The sequence below is a fragment of the Leucobacter chromiiresistens genome, from assembly GCF_001477055.1.
Taxonomy (GTDB): domain Bacteria; phylum Actinomycetota; class Actinomycetes; order Actinomycetales; family Microbacteriaceae; genus Leucobacter; species Leucobacter chromiiresistens_A.
In genome coordinates this window covers 60,464-80,921 of record NZ_LDRK01000009.1, presented here as the reverse complement: position 1 = coordinate 80,921, position 20,458 = coordinate 60,464, and the positions used below count along the sequence as shown (strand labels likewise).

The 20,458-nt window shown below is 70.7% G+C and carries 18 protein-coding genes and 1 tRNA gene; 13 read left to right on the top strand and 6 right to left on the bottom strand.

The annotated features are described in order from the left end of the window. The first annotated feature begins 21 nt into the window (after positions 1-21). The 7 genes from NS354_RS01505 (at position 22) to NS354_RS01475 (ending at position 8,474) form a co-directional block, all read left to right on the top strand. A complete protein-coding gene (locus tag NS354_RS01505; protein WP_058592851.1) occupies positions 22-807 on the top strand; it encodes a fumarylacetoacetate hydrolase family protein in 786 nt (261 codons plus the stop codon). Beyond that, the gene (locus NS354_RS01500; protein WP_058592850.1) at positions 792-1,622 is read left to right on the top strand and encodes an HpcH/HpaI aldolase family protein; all 831 of its coding nucleotides are present in this window, start codon (positions 792-794) and stop codon (positions 1,620-1,622) included. Before NS354_RS01505 ends, NS354_RS01500 begins: the two co-directional genes overlap by 16 nt. Positions 1,623-1,731: 109 nt before the next feature. Then, positions 1,732-3,288, top strand: coding sequence for a fumarylacetoacetate hydrolase family protein (locus NS354_RS01495; protein WP_058592849.1), 1,557 nt, complete (start codon positions 1,732-1,734; stop codon positions 3,286-3,288). Positions 3,289-3,290: 2 nt separating this feature from the next. Continuing rightward, positions 3,291-3,965: a GntR family transcriptional regulator gene (locus tag NS354_RS01490; RefSeq protein WP_058592848.1), complete on the top strand. Its 675-nt coding sequence runs from the start codon at positions 3,291-3,293 to the stop codon at positions 3,963-3,965. A 39-nt stretch (positions 3,966-4,004) separates the two neighbouring features. After that, on the top strand, positions 4,005-5,504 hold the full coding sequence (hpaE, locus tag NS354_RS01485; protein ID WP_058592847.1) for a 5-carboxymethyl-2-hydroxymuconate semialdehyde dehydrogenase: 1,500 nt from the start codon (positions 4,005-4,007) through the stop codon (positions 5,502-5,504). Between the two features lie 37 nt (positions 5,505-5,541). Further along, positions 5,542-6,684, top strand: coding sequence for a 3,4-dihydroxyphenylacetate 2,3-dioxygenase (gene hpaD / locus NS354_RS01480; protein ID WP_058592846.1), 1,143 nt, complete (start codon positions 5,542-5,544; stop codon positions 6,682-6,684). Positions 6,685-6,929: 245 nt separating this feature from the next. Further along, complete coding sequence (locus NS354_RS01475; RefSeq protein ID WP_058592845.1) at positions 6,930-8,474, top strand: APC family permease; 1,545 nt, start codon at positions 6,930-6,932, stop codon at positions 8,472-8,474. Positions 8,475-8,669: 195 nt separating this feature from the next. On the opposite strand, the gene NS354_RS01470 is transcribed toward NS354_RS01475, so the two are convergent. The 4 genes from NS354_RS01470 to NS354_RS01455 form a co-directional block, all read right to left on the bottom strand. Then, complete coding sequence (locus NS354_RS01470) at positions 8,670-9,011, bottom strand: YciI family protein (RefSeq protein ID WP_058592844.1); 342 nt, start codon at positions 9,009-9,011, stop codon at positions 8,670-8,672. Positions 9,012-9,174: 163 nt separating this feature from the next. Beyond that, positions 9,175-10,152, bottom strand: a complete 978-nt coding sequence (locus tag NS354_RS01465; RefSeq protein ID WP_010157530.1) for a ribose-phosphate diphosphokinase — start codon at positions 10,150-10,152, stop codon at positions 9,175-9,177. 42 nt (positions 10,153-10,194) lie between these two features. Then, complete coding sequence (gene glmU / locus NS354_RS01460) at positions 10,195-11,628, bottom strand: bifunctional UDP-N-acetylglucosamine diphosphorylase/glucosamine-1-phosphate N-acetyltransferase GlmU (RefSeq protein ID WP_058592843.1); 1,434 nt, start codon at positions 11,626-11,628, stop codon at positions 10,195-10,197. Between the two features lie 266 nt (positions 11,629-11,894). Next, a tRNA-Gln gene (locus tag NS354_RS01455) sits at positions 11,895-11,966 on the bottom strand. Between the two features lie 100 nt (positions 11,967-12,066). Between NS354_RS01455 and NS354_RS01450 the strand changes: the two genes are divergently transcribed. After that, entirely contained in the window at positions 12,067-12,615 is a 549-nt protein-coding gene (locus NS354_RS01450; protein WP_058592842.1) for a MarR family winged helix-turn-helix transcriptional regulator, read from the top strand. An 87-nt stretch (positions 12,616-12,702) separates the two neighbouring features. On the opposite strand, the gene NS354_RS01445 is transcribed toward NS354_RS01450, so the two are convergent. Beyond that, on the bottom strand, positions 12,703-14,400 hold the full coding sequence (locus tag NS354_RS01445; RefSeq protein WP_058592841.1) for an amidase: 1,698 nt from the start codon (positions 14,398-14,400) through the stop codon (positions 12,703-12,705). A 131-nt stretch (positions 14,401-14,531) separates the two neighbouring features. Here NS354_RS01445 and NS354_RS01440 point away from each other — a divergent pair, with 131 nt between their 5' ends. Next, a complete protein-coding gene (locus NS354_RS01440) occupies positions 14,532-15,095 on the top strand; it encodes a TetR/AcrR family transcriptional regulator (RefSeq protein WP_058592840.1) in 564 nt (187 codons plus the stop codon). A 9-nt stretch (positions 15,096-15,104) separates the two neighbouring features. Here NS354_RS01440 and NS354_RS01435 read toward each other — a convergent pair whose 3' ends face one another. Then, entirely contained in the window at positions 15,105-16,001 is an 897-nt protein-coding gene (locus NS354_RS01435) for a LysR family transcriptional regulator (protein WP_058592839.1), read from the bottom strand. Positions 16,002-16,078: 77 nt separating this feature from the next. On the opposite strand from NS354_RS01435, the gene NS354_RS13865 reads away from it, so the two are divergent. The 4 genes from NS354_RS13865 (at position 16,079) to NS354_RS01415 (ending at position 20,415) form a co-directional block, all read left to right on the top strand. Next, complete coding sequence (locus NS354_RS13865) at positions 16,079-17,608, top strand: aminotransferase class I/II-fold pyridoxal phosphate-dependent enzyme (protein ID WP_058592865.1); 1,530 nt, start codon at positions 16,079-16,081, stop codon at positions 17,606-17,608. Positions 17,609-17,675: 67 nt separating this feature from the next. Beyond that, positions 17,676-19,154 (top strand): amino acid permease, encoded by a 1,479-nt coding sequence (locus tag NS354_RS01425; RefSeq protein ID WP_058592838.1) that lies wholly within the window; start codon positions 17,676-17,678, stop codon positions 19,152-19,154. Between the two features lie 77 nt (positions 19,155-19,231). Next, on the top strand, positions 19,232-19,936 hold the full coding sequence (locus tag NS354_RS01420) for a GTP cyclohydrolase II (RefSeq protein WP_058592837.1): 705 nt from the start codon (positions 19,232-19,234) through the stop codon (positions 19,934-19,936). Continuing rightward, a complete protein-coding gene (locus NS354_RS01415) occupies positions 19,933-20,415 on the top strand; it encodes a MarR family winged helix-turn-helix transcriptional regulator (protein WP_241490293.1) in 483 nt (160 codons plus the stop codon). Before NS354_RS01420 ends, NS354_RS01415 begins: the two co-directional genes overlap by 4 nt. The last annotated feature ends 43 nt before the right edge of the window (positions 20,416-20,458 follow it).

Sequence of the window (20,458 nt, the reverse complement as noted above, 5' to 3'; positions counted from 1 at the left end):
ACGCCAGACAACGGAGGTCACGTGCTCGAGCAGACGCAGATTGCAGCCATCGCAGACGAACTGGTGCAGGCGGACAGGGATCGCGCGATCCTCCCCCGACTCACCGCGCGCTACCCCGGGATGGTGATCGAGGACTCGTACGCCATTCAGAAGGAGTGGTCGGATCGCCGCATCGCCGCCGGCGCCCGCCTCGTCGGGCACAAGATCGGCCTCACGTCGAAGGTGATGCAGGTGGCGACCGGCATCACCGAGCCCGACTACGGCGTGATCCACGACGACATGGTGCACGAGTCGGGCGCCGTGATCGAGTTCGACCGGTTCTCGAACGTGCGCGTCGAGGTGGAACTCGCGTTCGTGCTCGCGAAGCCGCTCTCGGGCCCGGGGGTGAACCTCTTCGACGTGCTCGACGCGACCGCGTACGTCGTTCCGGCCCTCGAGATCCTCAACTCCCATCTCGAGCTCGAGGGGCGCACCATCGTCGATACGATCAGCGACAACGCCGCGATGGGCGCCATGGTGCTCGGCGGGCGCCCCGTGAAGGTCGATGAGATCGACCTCACCTGGGCGAAGGCGCTGCTCTACCGCAACGAGTCGATCGAGGATTCGGGTGTCGCGGGCGCCGTGCTCGGGCACCCTGCGCTCGGGGTGGCCTGGCTCGCCAACAAGCTCGCGCAGCACGGGCAGTCGCTCGACGCCGGCGAGATCGTGCTCGCGGGGTCGTTCACGAAGCCGATGTGGGTGGAGCAGGGCGACACCGTGCACGCCGACTACCACGAGCTGGGGTCGGTGACATGCCGGTTCGCCTGACCCTCCCCGATACGCTGCGGGATCGCCTCGACGCCGCGGACCGCGCCCTCATCGGGCTGTGGGCGTCGGCGAGCAGCCCCGTCACCGCCGAGATCGTCGCAGGCAGCGGCTGCGACTGGGTGCTGCTCGACGCCGAGCACTCCCCCAACGGGCTCGAATCGGTGCTGGCCCAGCTGCACGCCATGTCGGCGTACCCGGTGGCGCCACTCGTGCGCGTGCCGTACGGCGACACGGTCGCGATCAAGCAGTTCCTCGATCTCGGCGCGCAGAACCTCCTCGTTCCGATGGTGGACTCGGCCGAGCAGGCGGAGGAGATCGTGCGGGCCGTGCGGTATCCGCCGCGCGGGGTGCGCGGGGTCGGGTCGGCGCTCGCGCGCTCGGCTCGATGGAACCGCGTCGACGGCTACCTCGGTCGCGCCGACGAGACCGTGAGCCTGACGGTGCAGATCGAATCGGCTGCGGCGGTCGCGGAGGCGGAGCGCATCCTCGCCGTCGACGGCGTCGATGCGGTGTTCATCGGGCCGTCCGACCTGGCCGCATCGATGGGACTGCTGGGGCAGCAGAACCACCCCGACGTGGTGGACGCCGTGCTGCGCACCATCGAGCGGGCTGTCGCTGCGGGGGTGCCCGCCGGGGTGAACGCGTTCGTGCCGGAGGATGCGGACCGGTACATCGCGGCGGGCGCGTCGTTCGTCGCGGTGGGGGCGGATGTGGCGATCCTCGCCCGGCAGACGGAGGCGCTCGTCGCGCGCTTCGCGGCGGGCGACGGCCGCTCGGACGGGGACGTGCAGACGCCGCCTCGAGCGTCGTACTGAGCGACGACCGGAGCCCGGATCGCGAGGCGGTGGTCAGCCGCGGATGCGCTCTTGGCAAGCCGGACCAAATCATATACGATTTCAAATACAACCTGGAGAGAAGGTCTCGATGACGTACGGAGTCGCGGAACTGGGCATTGAGACGCCCGGAAAGATCATCGCCGTGCACCTCAACTACCCGTCCCGCATCGCGCAGCGCGGTCGCACGCCCCAGCACCCCTCGTACTTCCTCAAGCCCGCCTCATCGCTCGCGCCCAGCGGCGGCACCGTCGAGCGTCCCTTCGGCACCGAGCTCCTCGCGTTCGAGGGCGAGATCGCGCTCATCATCGGCGCACCCGCCCGCCGCGTCTCGCCCGAGCAGGGATGGCGGCACGTCGCCGCGGTCACCGCCGCCAACGACCTCGGCCTGTACGACCTGCGCGCAGCCGACAAGGGCTCGAACCTCCGCAACAAGGGCGGAGACGGCTATACCCCGATCGGGCCGCGCGCCATCCCCGTCGACGGCATCGGGCCCGACGCGTGGCGCGTACGCACCTGGGTCAACGGCGACCTCGTGCAAGACGACACGAGCGATACGCTCGCCTTCCCGTTCGGCCAGCTCGTCGCAGACCTCTCGCAGCACCTCACGCTCGAGACCGGCGACGTGATCCTCACCGGCACCCCCGCCGGATCGTCCGTGGTGGTTCCCGGCGACGTCGTCGAGATCGAGGTCGACGCCCCGCAGGCGCCCGGTGCCCCGAGCACCGGGCGCCTCGTCACCACCGTGACGCAGGGCGCCGTTCCGTTCGGCGACTACGGCTCGCAGCCGCAGGTCGACGACCTGCAGCGCATCGAGGCGTGGGGCAGCGAAGCCGAGCACGCCGCCGCGGTCGCGGCCGGCCGCGCCACCCCGCTCTCCTCCTCGGCGCAGGGCACCGATCCGGCCGAGGCGGGTGGGCACTCCGCGCCGCAGCCCGAGTCGCCGCTCACCGACGAGATCCGCGCCCAGCTCGACGGCGTCGCCGTCGCCACCGTGTCGGCCGCCCTGCGCAAACGCGGCTACGTCGACATCTTCATCGACGGCGTCCACCCGAACCACGAGGCCGACACGATGCTCGGCGTCGCCAAGACCCTCCGCTTCATCCCCTTCCGCCCCGACCTCTTCGCAGCGCACGGCGGGGGCTTCAACGCGCAGAAGCGCGCGTTCGACACCGTGCACCCCGGCGAGGTGCTCGTGGTCGAGGCCCGCGGGGTGCCCGAGACCGGCACGGTCGGCGACGTGCTCGCGCTCCGCGCCCAGGTGCGCGGAGCCGCGGGCATCGTCACCGACGGCGGCGTGCGCGACTTCGCGGCGGTGCAGGAGTTCGAGATCCCCGTCTTCTCGCAGGGGGCGCACCCGAGCGTGCTCGGCCGCCGGCACGTGCCGTGGGAGGTCGACGTCACCATCGCCTGCGGCGGCGCCGCGGTGCAGCCGGGCGACATCATCATGGGCGACCGCGACGGCGTCATCGTGATCCCGCCGGCGCTGCTCGCCGAGGTGGCAGCCGAGGCCGCGGCTCAGGAGCAGGCCGACGCCTGGGTGGCCGAGCAGGTCGCGAACGGCGCGCCCGTCGACGGGCTCTTCCCCATGAACGCCGAGTGGCGTGCGAAGTACGACGCCGCGCGCGCCGAGCGGGCGGAGCGCTGACCATGGCCGCGGAGTCGAAGTCGGAGCAGGCGTACCGCCTGATCCGCGCCCGCATCGACAGCGGGCAGTACGTGCCCGGCTACCGGCTCGTGCTCGCGCCGATCGCCGCAGAGCTCGACATGTCGGTGGTGCCCGTGCGCGAGGCGATCCGGCGACTGGAGGCGGAGCAGCTCGTCACATTCGAGCGCAACGTCGGCGCCCAGGTCGCGCTCATCAAGGAGACCGAGTACCTGCACACGATGCAGACGCTCGCGCTCGTCGAGGGATCGGCGACCGGCCTCGCAGCGCCCGACATCACCGCCGACCAGATCAGCCGCGCCCGCGCCGTTAACGCGCGCATGCGCGACACCCTTTCGGGCGCCTTCGATCCGCAGCAGTTCACCGCCCTCAACCTCGAGTTCCACAGCGTGCTCTTCGAGGCGTGCCCCAACCCGCACATCCTCGACCTCGTGCACCGCGGCTGGAACCGCATGAACGTGCTGCGCAACTCGTCGTTCAGCTTCGTCCCCGGGCGCGCAACCGAGTCCGTCGACGAGCACGAGCAGCTGCTGCAGCTCATCGAACGGCGCGCGGAGCCGCTCGAGATCGAACTCGCGGCGCGCGCGCACCGCACGGCGACCCTCGACGCCGTGCTCGCCTACACCGAGGAACACCACCACCAGCACCCCGCCGCCTGACCGGCGACCCGACCCGACCCGACACCTGGAGGAACACGCATGACGCACCAGAAGCCCGCAGGGCTCCCCGACCGCATCCGCCACTTCATCGACGGAGAGTTCGTCGACTCGGTCGGCGGCGAGACGTTCGACGTGCTCGACCCCGTGACGAACGAGAACTACATCACGGCGGCAGCCGGTCAGCAGGCCGACATCGACCGCGCCGTCGCTGCGGCGAAGCGCGCGTTCACCGAGGGCCCCTGGCCCAAGCTGCTCCCCCGCGAGCGCTCCCGCGTGCTGCACAAGATCGCCGACATCGTGGAGTCGCGCGACGCCCAGCTCGCCGAACTCGAGAGCTTCGACTCCGGCCTGCCCATCACTCAGGCGCGCGGGCAGGCGCGGCGCGCGGCCGAGAACTTCCGCTTCTTCGCCGACCTGGTGGTGGCGCAGCACGACGACACCTTCAAGGTGCCGGGCCGCCAGATCAACTACGTGAACCGCAAGCCCATCGGGGTCGCCGGGCTCATCACCCCCTGGAACACTCCCTTCATGCTCGAATCGTGGAAGCTCGGCCCCGCGCTCGCCACGGGCAACACCGTCGTGCTCAAGCCGGCCGAGTTCACGCCGCTCTCCGCCTCTCTCTGGGCGGAGATCTTCCGCGAGGCGGGCGTGCCCGACGGCGTGTTCAACCTCGTCAACGGGCTCGGCGAGGAGGCCGGCGACGCGCTCGTGAAGCACCCCGACGTGCCCCTCATCTCGTTCACGGGCGAGAGCAGCACCGGCTCGCTGATCTTCGGCAACGCCGCCCCCTTCTTGAAGGGGCTCTCGATGGAGCTCGGCGGCAAGAGCCCCGCCGTCGTCTTCGCCGACGCCGACCTCGACGCCGCGCTCGACGCGACCGTGTTCGGCGTGTTCAGCCTGAACGGCGAGCGCTGCACCGCGGGCAGCCGCATCCTCGTGCAGCGCGACATCTACGACGAGTTCGTGGAGCGCTACGCCGAGCGCGCGAAGAACGTCGTGGTGGGTCTGCCCTCGGATCCGGCGACCGAGGTCGGCGCGCTCGTGCACCCCGTGCACTACGACAAGGTCATGAGCTACGTCGAGATCGGCAAGAGCGAGGGCCGCCTCGTCGCGGGCGGCGGACGCCCCGAGGGCTTCCCGACGGGCAACTACGTCGCGCCGACGGTCTTCGCCGACGTCTCCCCCGACGCCCGCATCTTCCAGGAGGAGATCTTCGGGCCGGTCGTCGCGATCACCCCCTTCGACACCGATGAGGAGGCGCTGGAGCTCGCCAACCACACGAAGTACGGCCTCGCCGCCTACATCTGGACGTCGAACCTCAAGCGCGCCCACAACTTCTCGCAGGCGGTGGACGCGGGCATGGTGTGGCTCAACTCGAACAACGTGCGCGACCTGCGCACCCCGTTCGGCGGCGTCAAGGCCTCGGGGCTGGGTCACGAGGGCGGCTACCGCTCGATCGACTTCTACACCGATCAGCAGGCCGTCCACATCACGCTCAATGAAGCGCACTCGCCGAAGTTCGGCGTCGTCGCATCGTAATCGCACCGGTCGCTGGGGACACCTGAGGAGAGACAACATGCCCAAACTGAACGAAGAAGACAAGCAGTCCGCGGGCTTCTGGGTCACGAAGGAGGCGCCGATCGTGTCGGACGACCCGATCCCGACTCCGACATCGCCCGCACCCGACATCCTGCGCTGCGCGTACATGGAGCTCATCGTCACCGATCTCGCCGCATCCCGCGAGTTCTACGTCGACGTGCTCGGGCTGTACGTCACCACGGAGGACGAGGAGACGATCTACCTCCGCTCGACGGAGGAGTTCATCCACCACAACCTCGTGCTGCGCAAGGGCCCCGTCGCCGCGGTCGCCGCATTCTCGTACCGGGTGCGCACCCCCGAGGATCTCGACCTCGCGGTCGCGTTCTACGAGGAGCTCGGGTGCGAGGTGCGGCGCAATCCCGACGGCTTCGTCACGGGCATCGGCGACTCCGTGCGCGTGGTCGACCCGCTCGGCTTCCCGTACGAGTTCTTCTACCAGACCGAGCACACGGAGCGCATGTCGTGGCGGTACGACCTCCACGTGCCGGGCGAGCTGGTGCGACTCGACCACTTCAACCAGATCACCCCCGACGTGCCGCGCGCGGTGGGCTTCATGCAGAGCCTCGGCTTCCGCGTGACGGAGGACATCCAGGACAACGAGGGCACGGTGTACGCCGCCTGGATGCGCCGCAAGCCGACGGTGCACGACACCGCGATGACCGGCGGCGACGGGCCGCGCATGCACCACGTCTGCTTCGCCACCCATGAGAAGCACAACATCCTCGCGATCTGCGACAAGCTCGGCGCACTGCGCCGCTCCGACAGCATCGAGCGCGGCCCGGGCCGCCACGGCGTCTCGAACGCGTTCTACCTGTACCTGCGCGATCCCGACGGCCACCGCGTCGAGGTGTACACGCAGGACTACTACACGGGCGACCCCGACAACCCGGTGGTCACCTGGGACGTCCACGACAACCAGCGCCGCGACTGGTGGGGCAACCCGGTCGTGCCGTCGTGGTACACCGACGGCTCGATCGTGCTCGACCTCGACGGCAACCCGCAGCCGGTGATCGCGCGCACCGACAGCTCCGAGATGGCCGTGACCATCGGGGCCGACGGCTTCTCGTACACGCGCGACGACGAGGGCGAGAAGGGCTTCAAGCTCGGCAACACCCTCTGATCTCGCGGGGAGGATCCGGGCCGGGGCGCTTCGCGCCCCGGCCCGTCGTCGTGCGGAGGCGCGGCGGCCCGCGTCGCCGGCCGCCCCGTGACTATCCAGATGGACAGCCGTGCGCGCATGTCCATGCCCCCTGCGCTGCACGCATACTCCCCCGCCGCCCGCCGTTCTTAGACTCGGAGCGCAGTGGACCGCCGCAGCGCGCGTCCGCACCGGCAACGCCGCCACACGCGAGAGGAAGTACCCCGATGAGCGCACCGAGCGCAGCGCAGCGGACGCACACGACCGCCCCGCACGATCCCGGCCTGAGCCGCCGCACCCTGGGCGTGCCGGCGATCACCCTCATGATCATCGCCGCTTCGGCGCCGCTCACCGTGGTCGCCGGCGGCGTCACGACGTCCTTCGCGGTCACCGAATCCCTCGGAGTTCCGCTCGGCTTCCTGCTGATCGCCGTGATCCTCACCGTCTTCGCGGTCGGCTACACCGCCATGGGGCGTCACGTCACCAACGCCGGCGCGTTCTACGCCTACATCTCGCAGGGGCTCTCGCGCCCGCTCGGCGTCGGCGCCTCGCTCATCGCACTCGTCTCCTACAACGCGATGCAGGTGGGCATCTACGGCCTCTTCGGCTTCCAGCTCTCCATGTTCCTGGAGGCGAAGCTCGGCGTGGCCACGCCGTGGTGGGTGTGGATCCTGCTCTGCATCGTCGTCGTCGGCGTGCTCGGCGTGAACCGGGTCGACCTCTCGGCCAAGGTGCTCGGCGTGCTCGTCGGCCTCGAGTTCCTCGTCGTCATCGTCTTCGACGTCGTCTCGTTCACCGCCGCCCCCGAGGGCGTGTCGACCGCCGCGCTCGACCCTGCGGCGCTCTTCGGCCCCGCGCTCGGCATCATCCTGGTCTTCGGCGTGGCCGCCTTCATGGGCTTCGAGGGCGCCGCGATCTACGGCGAGGAGGCGAAGGATCCGAAGCGCACCGTTCCCCGCGCCACATACGCGGCGATCGCGATCATCGGCATCTTCTACGCCTTCAGCGCCTGGGCCTTCTCCGTCGGCGTGGGGCCGTCGGCCATCGTCGGCGCCTCGCAGGAGTTCGGCCCCGATCTCATGTTCGTGTTCATGACCGAGCAGACCGGCGTGATCTTCTCCGACATCATGACGCTCCTGTTCCTCACCAGCCTCTTCGCATCGCTCCAGGCGTTCCACAACGCCGTCGCGCGCTACTTCTTCTCGCTCGGCCGCGAAGGCGTGCTGCCCGCCTGGTTCGCCCGCACCTCGCGGGCGGGCGCGCCCTGGGCCGGATCCGTCGCGCAGACCGCCATCGCCCTCGTCGTGGTCGTCGCGTTCATCCTGGGCGGCGAGGTGTTCGGCGGCGCCGCCGGCCTCGGCGAGTCCGCCTTCCTCTTCCCCGTGCTCACCATGTTCACCTGGCTGACGAACACCGGCGCCATGGGGCTCGTACTGCTCATGGCCGTCACCGCCGTCGCCGTCATCGGCTACTTCGCACGGAATCGGCGCGGACTGAGCGTCTGGGTCACGATCGTCGCGCCGGCGATCTCCGGTGCGGCGCTGCTCTGGGTCTTCATGATGATCCTGCAGAACTTCCCGCTCATGCTCGGACAGACGGAACCCGACGCCACCACCTTCCTGCTGCCCGGCCTGGTGTTCGCCGCCGCAGCCATCGGCATCATCTGGGCTCTCGTCATGCGCTCCCGCTCGCCCCAGCAGTACGCGCAGATCGGGCACGGCACCGAGCCCGGGGCGTATGGCACCGAACTCGTCGACATCGTCGAGGAGTAGGAGGCGGCCGGTCGCCGCGGCGGCTCCGGCTGCGCAGGCGGCGGCCGCTGCGCGTGAGGGGCGCCGCGCCTCCTCTGCCATTCCCTGTCGACCTGCCGAATCCCTGCTCGGGGGCGCACGCCTCCGGCAGGGATTCGGCGTTGACGTGGGGATTCGGCGTTGACGTGGGGATTCGGCGGCCAGGAGGGCGCCGACTCAGCTCTCGGGGTCGTCGCCGAACCGGCGCACCTCCTGCGGGCAGCGGCACGCCGCGGCGAACCGAGCCGCCCACTCCAGGGCGACCTCGCGCGTCGGCGCCTCGATCACCGTGAAGCCGCCCGTGAGCGGATGCGACCGCTCGTACGCCCCCGGCCGCACCGCCCCCGAAGCGTCGACGCGCACCGGTGCGACGGACTCGTCGATCCCGCCGCCGAACACCCAGACACCGGCGCGCTTCGCCTCGCGCACCACGGCGTGCGAATCGGCGACGACCTGCGGAAGCTCCGCAGCGGTCACCACCATCGCCTCACTGGGAAACGAGATGAGGTACTTCGACATGGCGGCCTCCTCGACGCGACACGCGCCCATTCCACCACACCGAGCGCGTCACCGCACCGGGCCGGCACTGTAGCGCCGCCGCGGCCGACCGCAGCTACCCCTCGCTGCGCTCCGTGGGCTGGCGCTACGCACCACCGCGGCGACGAAAACGCGATGCGTTTTCTTACGCCGCGCCCTCGAACATGGAGGTGACCGAGCCGTCCTCGAAGACCTCGTGGATCGCCTTCGCGAGGAGCGGGGCGATCGACAGCACCGTGAGCTTGTCGAACCGCTTCTCCGGCGGCACCGGCAGCGTATCGGTGACGACGACCTGATCGATGAACTCCTGCGAGAGGTGCTCGATCGCGCGGCCCGAGAAGATGGCGTGGGTGCACGCGATCGTGACGCCGCGCGCCCCATTCGCCTTCAGCGCCTCCGCCGCCTTCGCGATCGTGCCGCCCGTGTCGATCATGTCGTCGACGACGACGCACCAGCGATCCTTCACCGTTCCCACGATCTCATGCACCGACACCTGGTTCGGCACCAGCGGATCGCGCCGCTTGTGAATGATCGCGAGCGGTGCGTCGAGACGGTCGCTCCACACGTCCGCGACGCGCACGCGCCCCATATCGGGCGACACGACCGTCAAATCGTCGCGGGCGATCGTCTTGCGGAAGTGCTCAAGCAGCACCGGCATGGCGAAGAGGTGATCGACCGGGCCGTCGAAGAAGCCCTGGATCTGCGGCGCGTGCAGGTCGACCGACATGATGCGATCGGCGCCCGCCGCCTTGAAGAGGTCGGCGATGAGACGCGCCGAGATCGGCTCGCGGCCGCGCCCCTTCTTGTCCTGACGGGAATAGGGGTAGAACGGAGCGACGACGGTGATGCGCTTCGCAGAGGCACGCTTCAGCGCGTCCACCATGATGAGCTGCTCCATGAGCCACTCGTTGATCGGGAACGTGTGCGACTGGATCACGAACGCGTCGGACCCGCGCACGCTCTCGTCGAACCGCGCGTACAGCTCGCCGTTCGCGAACGTGCGCGCGTCGGTCGGCACGAGCTCCGCGCCGAGTTCCGCGGCGACCTGCTCCGCCAGCTCGGGGTACGCCCGACCCGTGATCAGGACGAGCTTCTTCTGCCCGGCCATCTCGATTGTGCTCATCCCTGCATGCTCCTCATCGGTGCTGATTCCCCATATCCTCGGCTATTCTCCGCGCTCCGCAGCGCGCTGCGCCGCTTCCGCGGTACTCGTGCCCGGCCGGTTCTCGGCGACCCACCCCGCGATGTTGCGCTGGGGGGCCACGTTCATCGCCAGCGAACCCGAGGGAACATCCTTGCGCACGACAGTGCCGGCAGCCGTGTACGTCCCGTCTTCAATCGTAACGGGTGCGATGAGCACGTTCTTCGAGCCGACGCGCACGCCGTCGCCGACGCGGGCCTGGTGCTTCTGCACACCGTCGTAGTTCGCGAAGATGCTGCCCGCGCCGATGTTGCTGTCGGAGCCGATGACCGCGTCGCCCACGTAGCTGAGATGCGGCACCTTGCTGCCATCGCCGATCTTCGCGTTCTTCGTCTCGACGAACGCGCCGATCTTGCCGCCCGCACCGAGCTCCGTGCCGGGGCGGATGTACGCGAACGGGCCCACCGAGACGCCGGCGGAGAATACGGCGAGCGTCGCCTCGCTCCGCCGGATGCGCGCATCGGGGCCCACCTCGCAGTCGACCAGCGTCGTGTCGGGGCCGACGACGGCGCCCGTCGCGATCGAGGTGGCGCCGTGCAGGAACGTGCCCGGAAGGATCTCGACATCGGGCTCGATGGAGACATCGGCGTCGATCCACGTCGACGTCGGATCCTGGATCGTCACCCCCGCACGCTGGTGCCCGCGCACGATGCGCGCATTGAGCTCCCGCCCCGCCTCCGCCAGCTGAGCGCGGTCGTTCACGCCGGCGATCGTCCACGGGTCGTCGGTGGCGACGGCCTCGACATCGCCGCCCGTCACGAGGATGCGGGCCGCCGCGTCGGTGAGGTACTTCTCCCCCTGAGCGTTGTTCGTGTCGATGCTCGCGAGCGCCGTCTGCAGCGCGCGACGCGAGAACACGTAGATGCCCCCATTGATCTCGGTGATGCGCCGCTGCTCGTCGTCGGCATCCTTCTCCTCGACGATGCCGAGCACCGCGCCCGAGTCGTCGCGCAGGATCCGCCCCAGGCCAGTGGGGTTGTCGAACACCGCGGAGAGCAGCGTCATCGCACGCCCCCCGCCCAGATGCCCCTTGACGAGGCCCTCGAGCGTCGCCGTGTCGATGAGCGGAGCATCGCCCGAGAGCACGACGACCGAGCCGTCGAAGTCGTCGGGGAGCGCCGCGAGCGCGAGCTCCACCGCGCGGCCGGTGCCCGGCACCTCATCCTGATCCACGATCACCGTGTCGGGAGCGTGCTCCAGGATCGCCGCGGAGACGCGGTCGCGCTCGTGGCGCACCACCGCCACCACCTGCGCCGGGTCGAGCCCCGCCGCCGCGTCGAGCACATGGGCGATGAGCGATCGACCGCCGATGCGGTGCAGCACCTTCGGCAACGCCGACTTCATCCGGGTGCCCTGTCCCGCTGCGAGAATCACGACTGCGAGGTGCTGCTCTGCCATGGTGTCCTTTCATCGGCATCCGCGGGGCTGGTGAGCCCCGCGCGGAGCGACGTCCCGAAGCGATGCTTCGTTCCATCGCTCCCGACACACAGCGTAGCTGCGCTACCCGGCATCCGCGGGGCTGGTGAGCCCCGCGCGGAGCGACGTCCCGAAGCGATGCTTCGTTCCATCGCTCCCGACACACAGCGTAGCTGCGCTACCCGGCATCCGCGGGGCTGGTGAGCCCCGCGCGGAGCGACGTCCCGAAGCGATGCTTCGTTCCATCGCTCCGCCCCCAGGACTCGAACCTGGACCTCACAGCTCCAAAGGCTGTCGTGCTGCCATTACACCAAGGCGGACCATGCCGATTTCGGCACGACTACTAGTGTGCCACGGCTCCGAGCCGGGCCGCACCAGGCCGAATCGCGCGCTCCGCCGCTCTGGCTCGATAATGGAGAGATGAAACACGAAGACGAGGTCGACCGGATCATCGCGGACTGGGAGGCAGCGCGCCCGGATCTCGATTTCGCACCGCTCGCGATCTTCTCGCGCATGTGGCGGGTGACGAAGCACATCGACCGTGCGCGCGCCCACGCGTTCGAGCGCTCCGGTCTCATGTCGTGGGAGTTCGACGTGCTCGCGGCCCTCCGCCGCAGCGGCGAGCCGTTCCGTCAGAGCCCGAAGGTGCTCGGCCAGCAGACGATGGTGTCGAGCGGCACGATGACGAACCGCATCGACCGCATGGCGGAGCGGGAGCTCGTGCGGCGCCTCACCGACCCCAACGACGGGCGGGGGGTGCTGGTGGAGATGATGCCGCGCGGCCTCACGCTCGTCGACGCCGCGATCACGCGGCTCACCGACTCGGAGGAGCGGCTGCTGAGCGGCATCCCGAAGTCGGAGCGCGACCGCCTGGGGGTGCTGCTGCGCCGGCTCGCGCTCAGCGTCGACCGGTACGTGCCGCTCTCCGAGCCGCTCGACGCGGCCGAGAGCGACGCCGACGCCGGGTAGCGCCAGGGCCGAGCCGGGCTGCGCCGATGCCTGCCCGGGCTGCGCCCGAGCGGAGCCGAGACCGGCCCCGCCCGGCGAGGTCCGCCCTCAGCCGACGCGGTCCTCGGGCAGCGCGGGCGTCGACGCCGGCGCGACGCGGAGCGTGCCGCTGCCGCCCGCTTCGAAGGCGGCGGCGTAGCTCAGCAGCTCGGGGTCGGAGTACGCGCGTCCGGCGAACGTGATGCCGATCGGCATGCCGATGTCGTCCATCATGCCCATGGCGGCGGTCACGGTGGGGATGCCGAGGTGCCGCAGGGCGTAGTTGCCGTTCGAGAAGAAGACGCCGTTGGCCCAGGCGCGATCCGCCGCCTCCTGGTCGACGTCGGCGTTCCAGGCTCCCACGTCGGCGTTCGCCGGGAACACGACGCCGTCGAACCCGTACTGGCGCAGCCAGTCCTCGAAGAGCTGCTCACGCAGCTGCACGAGGGCGCGGAGCCCGTCGGCGAAGTCGCCCCGATCGCGCGGGTCGGAGATGCCCTGCTGCGCCATCGCGACGGTGGCGCGGTAGCGGTTCTCGTAGTCCTCGACCTCTTCGTAGCGATCGGGCAGCGCGCCGGGCGGCTGCGGGAAGATCGTGTCGGGGTCGACGGCGCCGAGGTTCGGGATGCTCGGGTCGCCGTTCGCCCGCAGGAAGTCGTCCCACCCGAACGCGAGGAAGTGGTTGAACTCGGTGTCCATCCAGCCCTCGGGCAGCACGCCGAGCGCCGCCACGTTCTCCTGCCCCGGCCGGTCGCCCTCGTACTGCTCGATGAGCGGGAAGCCGGTGACGACGAGTTCGGCGCCGAGCGCCTCGAGACGGGCGCGGGCCTCGGCGAAGCGGGCGAGCACCGAGGGCCGCACGTCGATCGGGAATGCGGGGTCTTCGCCGAGGTACATCGCCGGCACGGCGAAGCGCTTGCCGCGCAGGGCGTCGGGATCGTGCAGGTCGAGATAGCTGGCAGGCCGGTGCTCGCTCGCGCTCGGCAGATCGACGACGTTCTGGTTGCGCCAGAAGTCGCCGCGGGTGACGGGGTCGTCCTGCACGAGCACGTCGAGCACGCGCAGCATGTCGGGCATCGACCGGGTGTGCGGCACGACGACGTCGCGGGCGGGGAAGAGGGGCCAGTTGCCGCGGATGCTGAGCACTCCCCAGGAGGGAGTGTAGGCGCAGAGGCCGTTGTTCGAAGCGGGGCTGCGGCCCGATGAGACGGTCTCCTCGCCCATCCCGAACACGGCGAAGTTCGCGGCCGTCGAGACGCCGGATCCGTTCGAGGATCCCGATGCGTAGGCTGCGGCGAGGTACTTCGGGTTGTAGGGGCTCTCCGCGCGCCCGTAGACGCCGCGCTGCATACCGCCATCGGCCATCGGGGGCATGTTCGTCTTGCCGATGAGCACCGCGCCGGCTTCGCGCAGCCGCGCGACGGTGAAGGCGTCCCACTGCGCGACGAGGTGCTCGAAGGCGGGGGATCCGGAGGCGACGGTGAGGCCCTCGACCATGTAGGAGTCCTTGACGGTGAACGGCACGCCCTCGAGGGGGCGGGCGAGGCCGTCGCGCCAGCGCCGGTCGGATTCGGCGGCGTCGCGCAGCGCGTGGGGGTTGCGCACGACGACCGCGTTGAGGCCGTCGTCGCCGCGGTCGTAGGCGTCGATCCGGGCGAGGTAGCGCTCGGTCAGCCAGGTGCTGGTGATGACGCCACGGGAGAGGGCGTCGAGCACGTCGGCGATCGACGCCTCCATGAGTTCGAAGGGCGTGGTCGTCGCGTTCATGCACATCCTCGTTTCCTGCGCCGCGGTGCGGGGCTCGCGCTTGTCGGCGCCCGGTCGAGCGCCTATCCTGAAAACAGTTTCAGTTGCCGCCGCGTCCCTGTCAAGCGGACGCGCGATCCGAAGGAGTCGATGTGTCGAACGACGCACGCGAACGCATCCTCACCGCGTGCGAGCAGACCATCGCCCGGTCGGGCATCCGCGGGTTCCGCATGCACGACGTGGCGAGCGCGGCCGGCGTCTCGATCGGTCTCCTCGCGTACCACTTCGGCGACCGGAACGGGCTGCTGCAGGCGGCCCTCGATCACGTCACCGAGCGGGCGGAGGATCGCGCGCGCCGGTCCCCCGAGCCCGCCACGGCGTCGGCGCGCCTGAGCGCACTGCTCAGTTCCGAGTTCGGCGCGGAACCCGAGGTGCGCGCGGGCTCGACGGCCTGGAACGAGTTGCGCGCGCTCGCCGTGTTCGAGCCGGCTCAGGCCGTCGCCGTGGCCCGATCGACCGCGACCTGGCAGCAGACGGTGCAGCAGCTCGTCGCCGAGGCGGTGCGGGATCGCGGGAGCGATCTCGACCCGGCCGCGACGGCGCTGATCCTGACCGCCCTCGTCGAGGGCCTCTCGGGCCGCTGGCTCACCGGGCAGCTCACCGCCGAGGAGGCGCAGGAGTGCGTGAGCGCAGCGCTGCGCGGGCTCGGCCTCTGAGCGCCGCAGTCAGCGCCGTGCTGCGGTGAGGCGCTCGAGAATCTCCCCGAGCCAGCCGACGGCCGCCGGCATCGGCCCGCGTCGCGTCACGAAGGATACGCGACGCTCCCCCAGGTCCTGCTTCGCGGGGCGCAGCACCACGTCGAAGTCGGCGTCGACGGCGGCGCTCGTGGTGAGCGCGCACCCGAGCCCTTCGGCGACGAGCCCGTGGATCATGTAGAGGTCGTCGGTGCGCATGAGTTCTCGCATGGGGAGCCCGAGCGACTGGTACACGCGCCGCAGCACCCGGTCGGAGGCCTCGTCTTCGCTGCGGCTGCACACCCAGGCGGCCTCGGCGAGGTCGGCGAAGTCGAGCGTTTCGCGATTCGCGAGCGGGCTGCGCTTCGCGATGAGCACCCGGTACGGCTCGGAGAACAGGGAGCGCTGCACCAGATCGGTGCCGACGAAGCCGGGCTCCGTCGACACGTGGTAGATGAGCCCGGCGTGCACATCGCCCGCTCGCACGAGGCGCACCACCTCGGTGGGTTCGGCTTCGACCACCTCCACGCGCACGGCGCTGCGCTCCCGCAGCTCGGCGATGGCGGCGGGGATGAGGCGGGAGCCCATCGACGAGAACGTGCCCACCCTGAGGGTCACCGCTCCCGCGTCGCGCAGCTCCAGCACGGCGCGCTCCGCGCGCTCGATACGGGTGAGCACGGGCGCCACCTCGTCGGCGAACAGCTCGCCCAGCTCGGTGAGCCGCGCCCCGCCCCGGTCGCGGGTGACGAGCGCCGCCCCGAGGTGCGATTCGAGTGCGCGCAGGTGGTGGGTGACGGTGGGCACGCCGTAGTGGAGCGCGTCTGCGGCGCGGGTGAGGCTGCCGTGCTGGCGCACGGCGAGGAGCACGCGGAACTGCTGGAGGGTCATCACCTCATAGACACTATGTCAATCAGTGCGAATACTTGATATTCCGCAGGGGGGCGCGTGTGCCTATGGTGAGGGGCGTGCTCGAATCTCTCAGCCGCGGCGACGCGGCCCCCACCGCCTCCGCCGTGTCCGCCGCCGCTGCCCGCCAGCAGCACACCCCGTACGTCGACGCCCTGCGCTCGCTCGCGCAGCAGGACTGGCAGCGCTTGCACGTGCCCGCGCACCACGGCGTCGTGGAGAACGCGCCCGGCGTCGCCGCGCTCGTCGGCGCCGACGCCATGCGCATCGATTTCCCCGTGCTCTTCAGCGGCGTCGATCAGGAGACCTGGCACCTCACCACGCCGGGCCGCGTGACCCCGCTGATGCGCGCGCAGCAGCTCGCCGCGGAGGCATGGGGCGCGAGCCGCACCTGGTTCATCACGAACGGCGCCTCCGGCGGCAACCACGTCGCCACGACGGTGGCCCGGGCGCTCGGCGCCGAGGTCGTCATGCAGCGCAGCGTGCACTCGAGCGTGATCGACGGCGCCACGCACGTCGGGCTCGAGCCGCACTTCGTGCACGGCTCCGTCGACGTGGGGCTCGGCGCCTCGCACGGCGTCACCGCCCAGCAGGTCGCCGATGCGCTCGCGGAGCACCCCGGGAGCGCGTCGGTGTACCTCGTGTCGCCGAGCTACTTCGGGGCCGTGGCCGACATCGCGGCGATCGCCCGCGTGGCCCACGACCACGGCGTCCCGCTCATCGTCGACGAGGCGTGGGGGTCGCACTTCGGCATGCACCCCGAGCTCCCCGTCAACGCCGCCCGCCTGGGCGCCGACCTCGTGATCTCGAGTACGCACAAGGCGGCCGGCTCGCTGACTCAGTCGGCGATGCTGCACCTCGGCCACGGACCGCACGCCGCGGCGCTCGAATCGCTCGTCGACCGCGTCGTGCGCTCGTTCCAGTCGACGTCGAGCAGCGCCCTCCTGCTCGCCTCCCTCGACGAGGCCCGCATGCACATCGCCACCCGCCCCGACCTCGTCGGGCGGGCGATCGACGCGGCGCAGGCGATCCGCGGCGCGATCCGGGCCGACCGCCGGTACCGCGACGCCACGCCCGACGTGCTCGCCCGCGCCGACGCGATCGCGAACGATCCGCTCAAGATCGCGATCGACACGCGGGGCGCCGGCATCACGGGCGGCGACGCCCAGCACCTGCTGCTGCGCGACCACCGGGTCTACTGCGAGCTCTCCACGCCCGCCGCGCTGCTCGCCCTCGTCGGGGCGACGTCGGCGATCGACGTCGACCGGTTCCTCGAGGCCCTGCAGGCGCTGCCCGAGGCCGACACCGAGCCCGAGCGCCCCATCGCCCTCCCCGCCCAGTGCGAACGCGCGATGGGCCTCGGCGAAGCCTTCTTCAGCGGCGTCGAAGTCGTCTCCGCGGCGGACGCCGTGGGCCGCGTCTCCGCCGACGCCCTGGCGGCGTACCCCCCGGGCGTGCCCAACGTGCTCCCGGGAGAGGTACTCTCGGCTGAGGTCGTCTCCTTCCTGCGCGCCACCGCGGCCAGCCCGGCCGGGTACGTGCGCGGCGCCGCCGATCCGGCCCTCGACGCCTTCCGCGTCGTGGCGTGACGGCGACCGCCCACCCCCACCCATACCCGCGTCGACTCGTGCGACGCGCAGCACACACAGGAGTGTCATGACCAGAACCGGAACCGGGGCCCCGCAGCACCCGGCAGAGCACAGCGCCACCGCAGCCGAGCCCGACGGCGGCATGCAGCGCGGTCTGAAGAACCGCCATCTGCAGCTCATTGCCATCGGCGGGTCGATCGGCACGGGCCTGTTCCTCGGTTCGGGCAAGCTCATCAGCGTCTCGGGGCCCTCGATCATCCTGGTGTACCTCGTGATCGGATTCTTCGTCTTCTTCGTCATGCGAGCGCTCGGCGAGCTGCTGCTCTCGAACCTGCACTACAAGACCTTCGGCGACATCGCGAAGGACATGCTGGGGCCGTGGGCCGGGTTCTTCGTCTCGTGGAACTACTGGTTCTCGTGGGTGATCGCGTGCGTCGCCGACATCGTCGCCATCACCGCGTACGTGCAGTGGTTCAACCCGAACATCCCGGCCTGGGTGCCCGCGCTCGTCACGGCGGTCGTGCTCACCCTGCTGAACCTGCAGCCCGTGAAGTTCTTCGGCGAGACCGAGTTCTGGTTCGCGATCATTAAAATCGTCGCGATCCTCGGCCTCATCGCCGTCGGTGTGATCCTCATGGCGACGCAGTTCCAGTCGCCCGACGGCACGACGGCGTCGATCGCGAACCTCTGGGAGCACGGCGGCGTGTTCCCGATGGGTCTCAGCGGCTTCGTGCTCGGGTTCCAGATGGGCATCTTCTCGTTCATCGGCGTCGAACTCGTCGGCACGGCCGCCGCCGAGACGGAGAATCCGCGGAAGAACCTGCCGAAGGCCATCAACTCGATCGTCGTGCGCATCCTGATCTTCTACATCGGCGCCCTCGCGGTGATCATGGCCGTCACCCCCTGGAACGAGATCTCCCCCGATGAGAGCCCCTTCGTGGCGACGCTCGCGACCGCCGGCTTCGGGCTCGCCGCGGTCGTGATCCAGCTCGTGGTGCTCACCTCCGCCGCGTCGAGCGCGAACTCGGGTCTGTACTCGGGCACGCGCATGCTCTTCGGGCTCGCGAAAGACGGCCACGCGCCCGCGAAGTTCGCGTTGACCGACGCCAACGGCGTTCCGAAGCGCTCCGTCTTCTTCACCTGCGTCTTCCTCTTCGCGGCGATCCCGCTGCTGTTCGCCGGCGACGGCGTCATCGCCGCATTCACCTTCGTCTCCTCGATGTGCGCGACCCTCATCCTGTTCACCTGGGGGTCGATCGTCGTGAGCTACATCGTCTACCGCAGACGGCACCCGGATCGCCACGCGGCGTCGGGGTTCACGATGCCGCTGTCGCGGGTCGCCCCGTGGCTGGTGCTCGCCTTCTTCGCGTTCATCGCGGCGACGCTCCTCTACGGCGACGACACGCGGCCGTCGATCCTCGCCGCACCCGTCTGGTTCGCGATCCTCACCGTGCTGTGGCAGGTCCGCAAGCGCCGGCTGATCCGCGAGGGGCGCCCCCTCACCGGGGTCGTTCCCACCGTGCCGCACCCGCTCGACCGCGAGTGAGCGTCGGAGGCTGCCGCCCGTGTCCCGCGCGCGGCAGCCCCCGGGAATAGCGGGGGCCCAGCCGCGTTGCACCCCGCATGGTTGAAAATTCACATACCGGCGGCTCGACGAGCGCTCCCACCGCCGCGACGGTGCGCACCCGGGTGCGCGTGCCCCTCCGCTTCCCCGACGGGTACACGGCGGAGGCCGACGTGTTCACCTTCGACGGCCTGGCCGACGGCGAGGAGCACCTGCTGCTCGGGCTCGGCGATTGGCCGCGCAGCATCGCGGTCGCCACCCCGACCGCTGCGGCGAGCGCACCCGCGAGCGCACCGCCCGCTCCCCTCGTGCGACTCCACAGCGAGTGCCTCACCGGAGACGTCTTCGGCTCCGAGCGCTGCGACTGCGGGCCGCAGCTGCGGGAGGCCGTCGAGCGCATCTCCGCCGAGGGCGGCTTCCTGCTCTACCTGCGGCAGGAGGGCCGCGGGATCGGACTCTACGCGAAGCTCGACGCATACGCGCTGCAAGACACCGGTCTCGACACGTACGCGGCCAACGTCGCCCTGGGCCGCGGGGAGGACGAGCGCGACTACACCGCCGCCGCGCAGATGCTCGCAGCGCTCGACGTCGCCCGGGTGCGCCTGCTGAGCAACAACCCCGACAAGGCCCTCCAGCTCGGCGCCCTCGGCATCGCGGTCGCCGAGCGAGTGGCCACGGGGGTGCACCTCACCGGATCGAACCGCACCTACCTCGAGGCGAAGCGCGACCGCACCGCGCACACCCTCGACCTCTCGGCCGCGTGAACCATGAGCCGACTCCGACCGGCACGGAGCGCCGGTTGGGCGACGACGAGATGCGCACCTGGCTCCCCGTCATCAGACTCGCGCAGCTCCTCCCCCAGGCGCTCGACCGCACCCTCCGCGACCGCACCGGCATCAACCACGCGCACTACGCGATCCTCGTGATGCTCGCGCGCCCCGGGGAGGCGCGACCGCCGATGTCGGAGATCGCCCGCGTCGCGGGGTTGAGCCGATCGCGTCTCAGCCACGCGCTCGATGCGCTCGGCGAACGCGGCTGGGTCGAGCGCTCGGCGTGCGGCGACGACCGCCGCGCCCGATCCGCGCACCTCACCCCCGAGGGCCTCGCGGCGCTGCGGGCGGCCGCGCCGGCCCACGTCGCCCAGATCCGCGAGCTCGTGCTGGAGCCGCTCGACGCCGCGGAGCGCGAGCAGCTCGGAGCGATCCTCGGCAAGCTGCTGCCGGGCATCGAAGCCGCCGTCTGACCGCCGACCCGCGCGCGGCGCCCGTCACCGCGCGTCGGTGGTC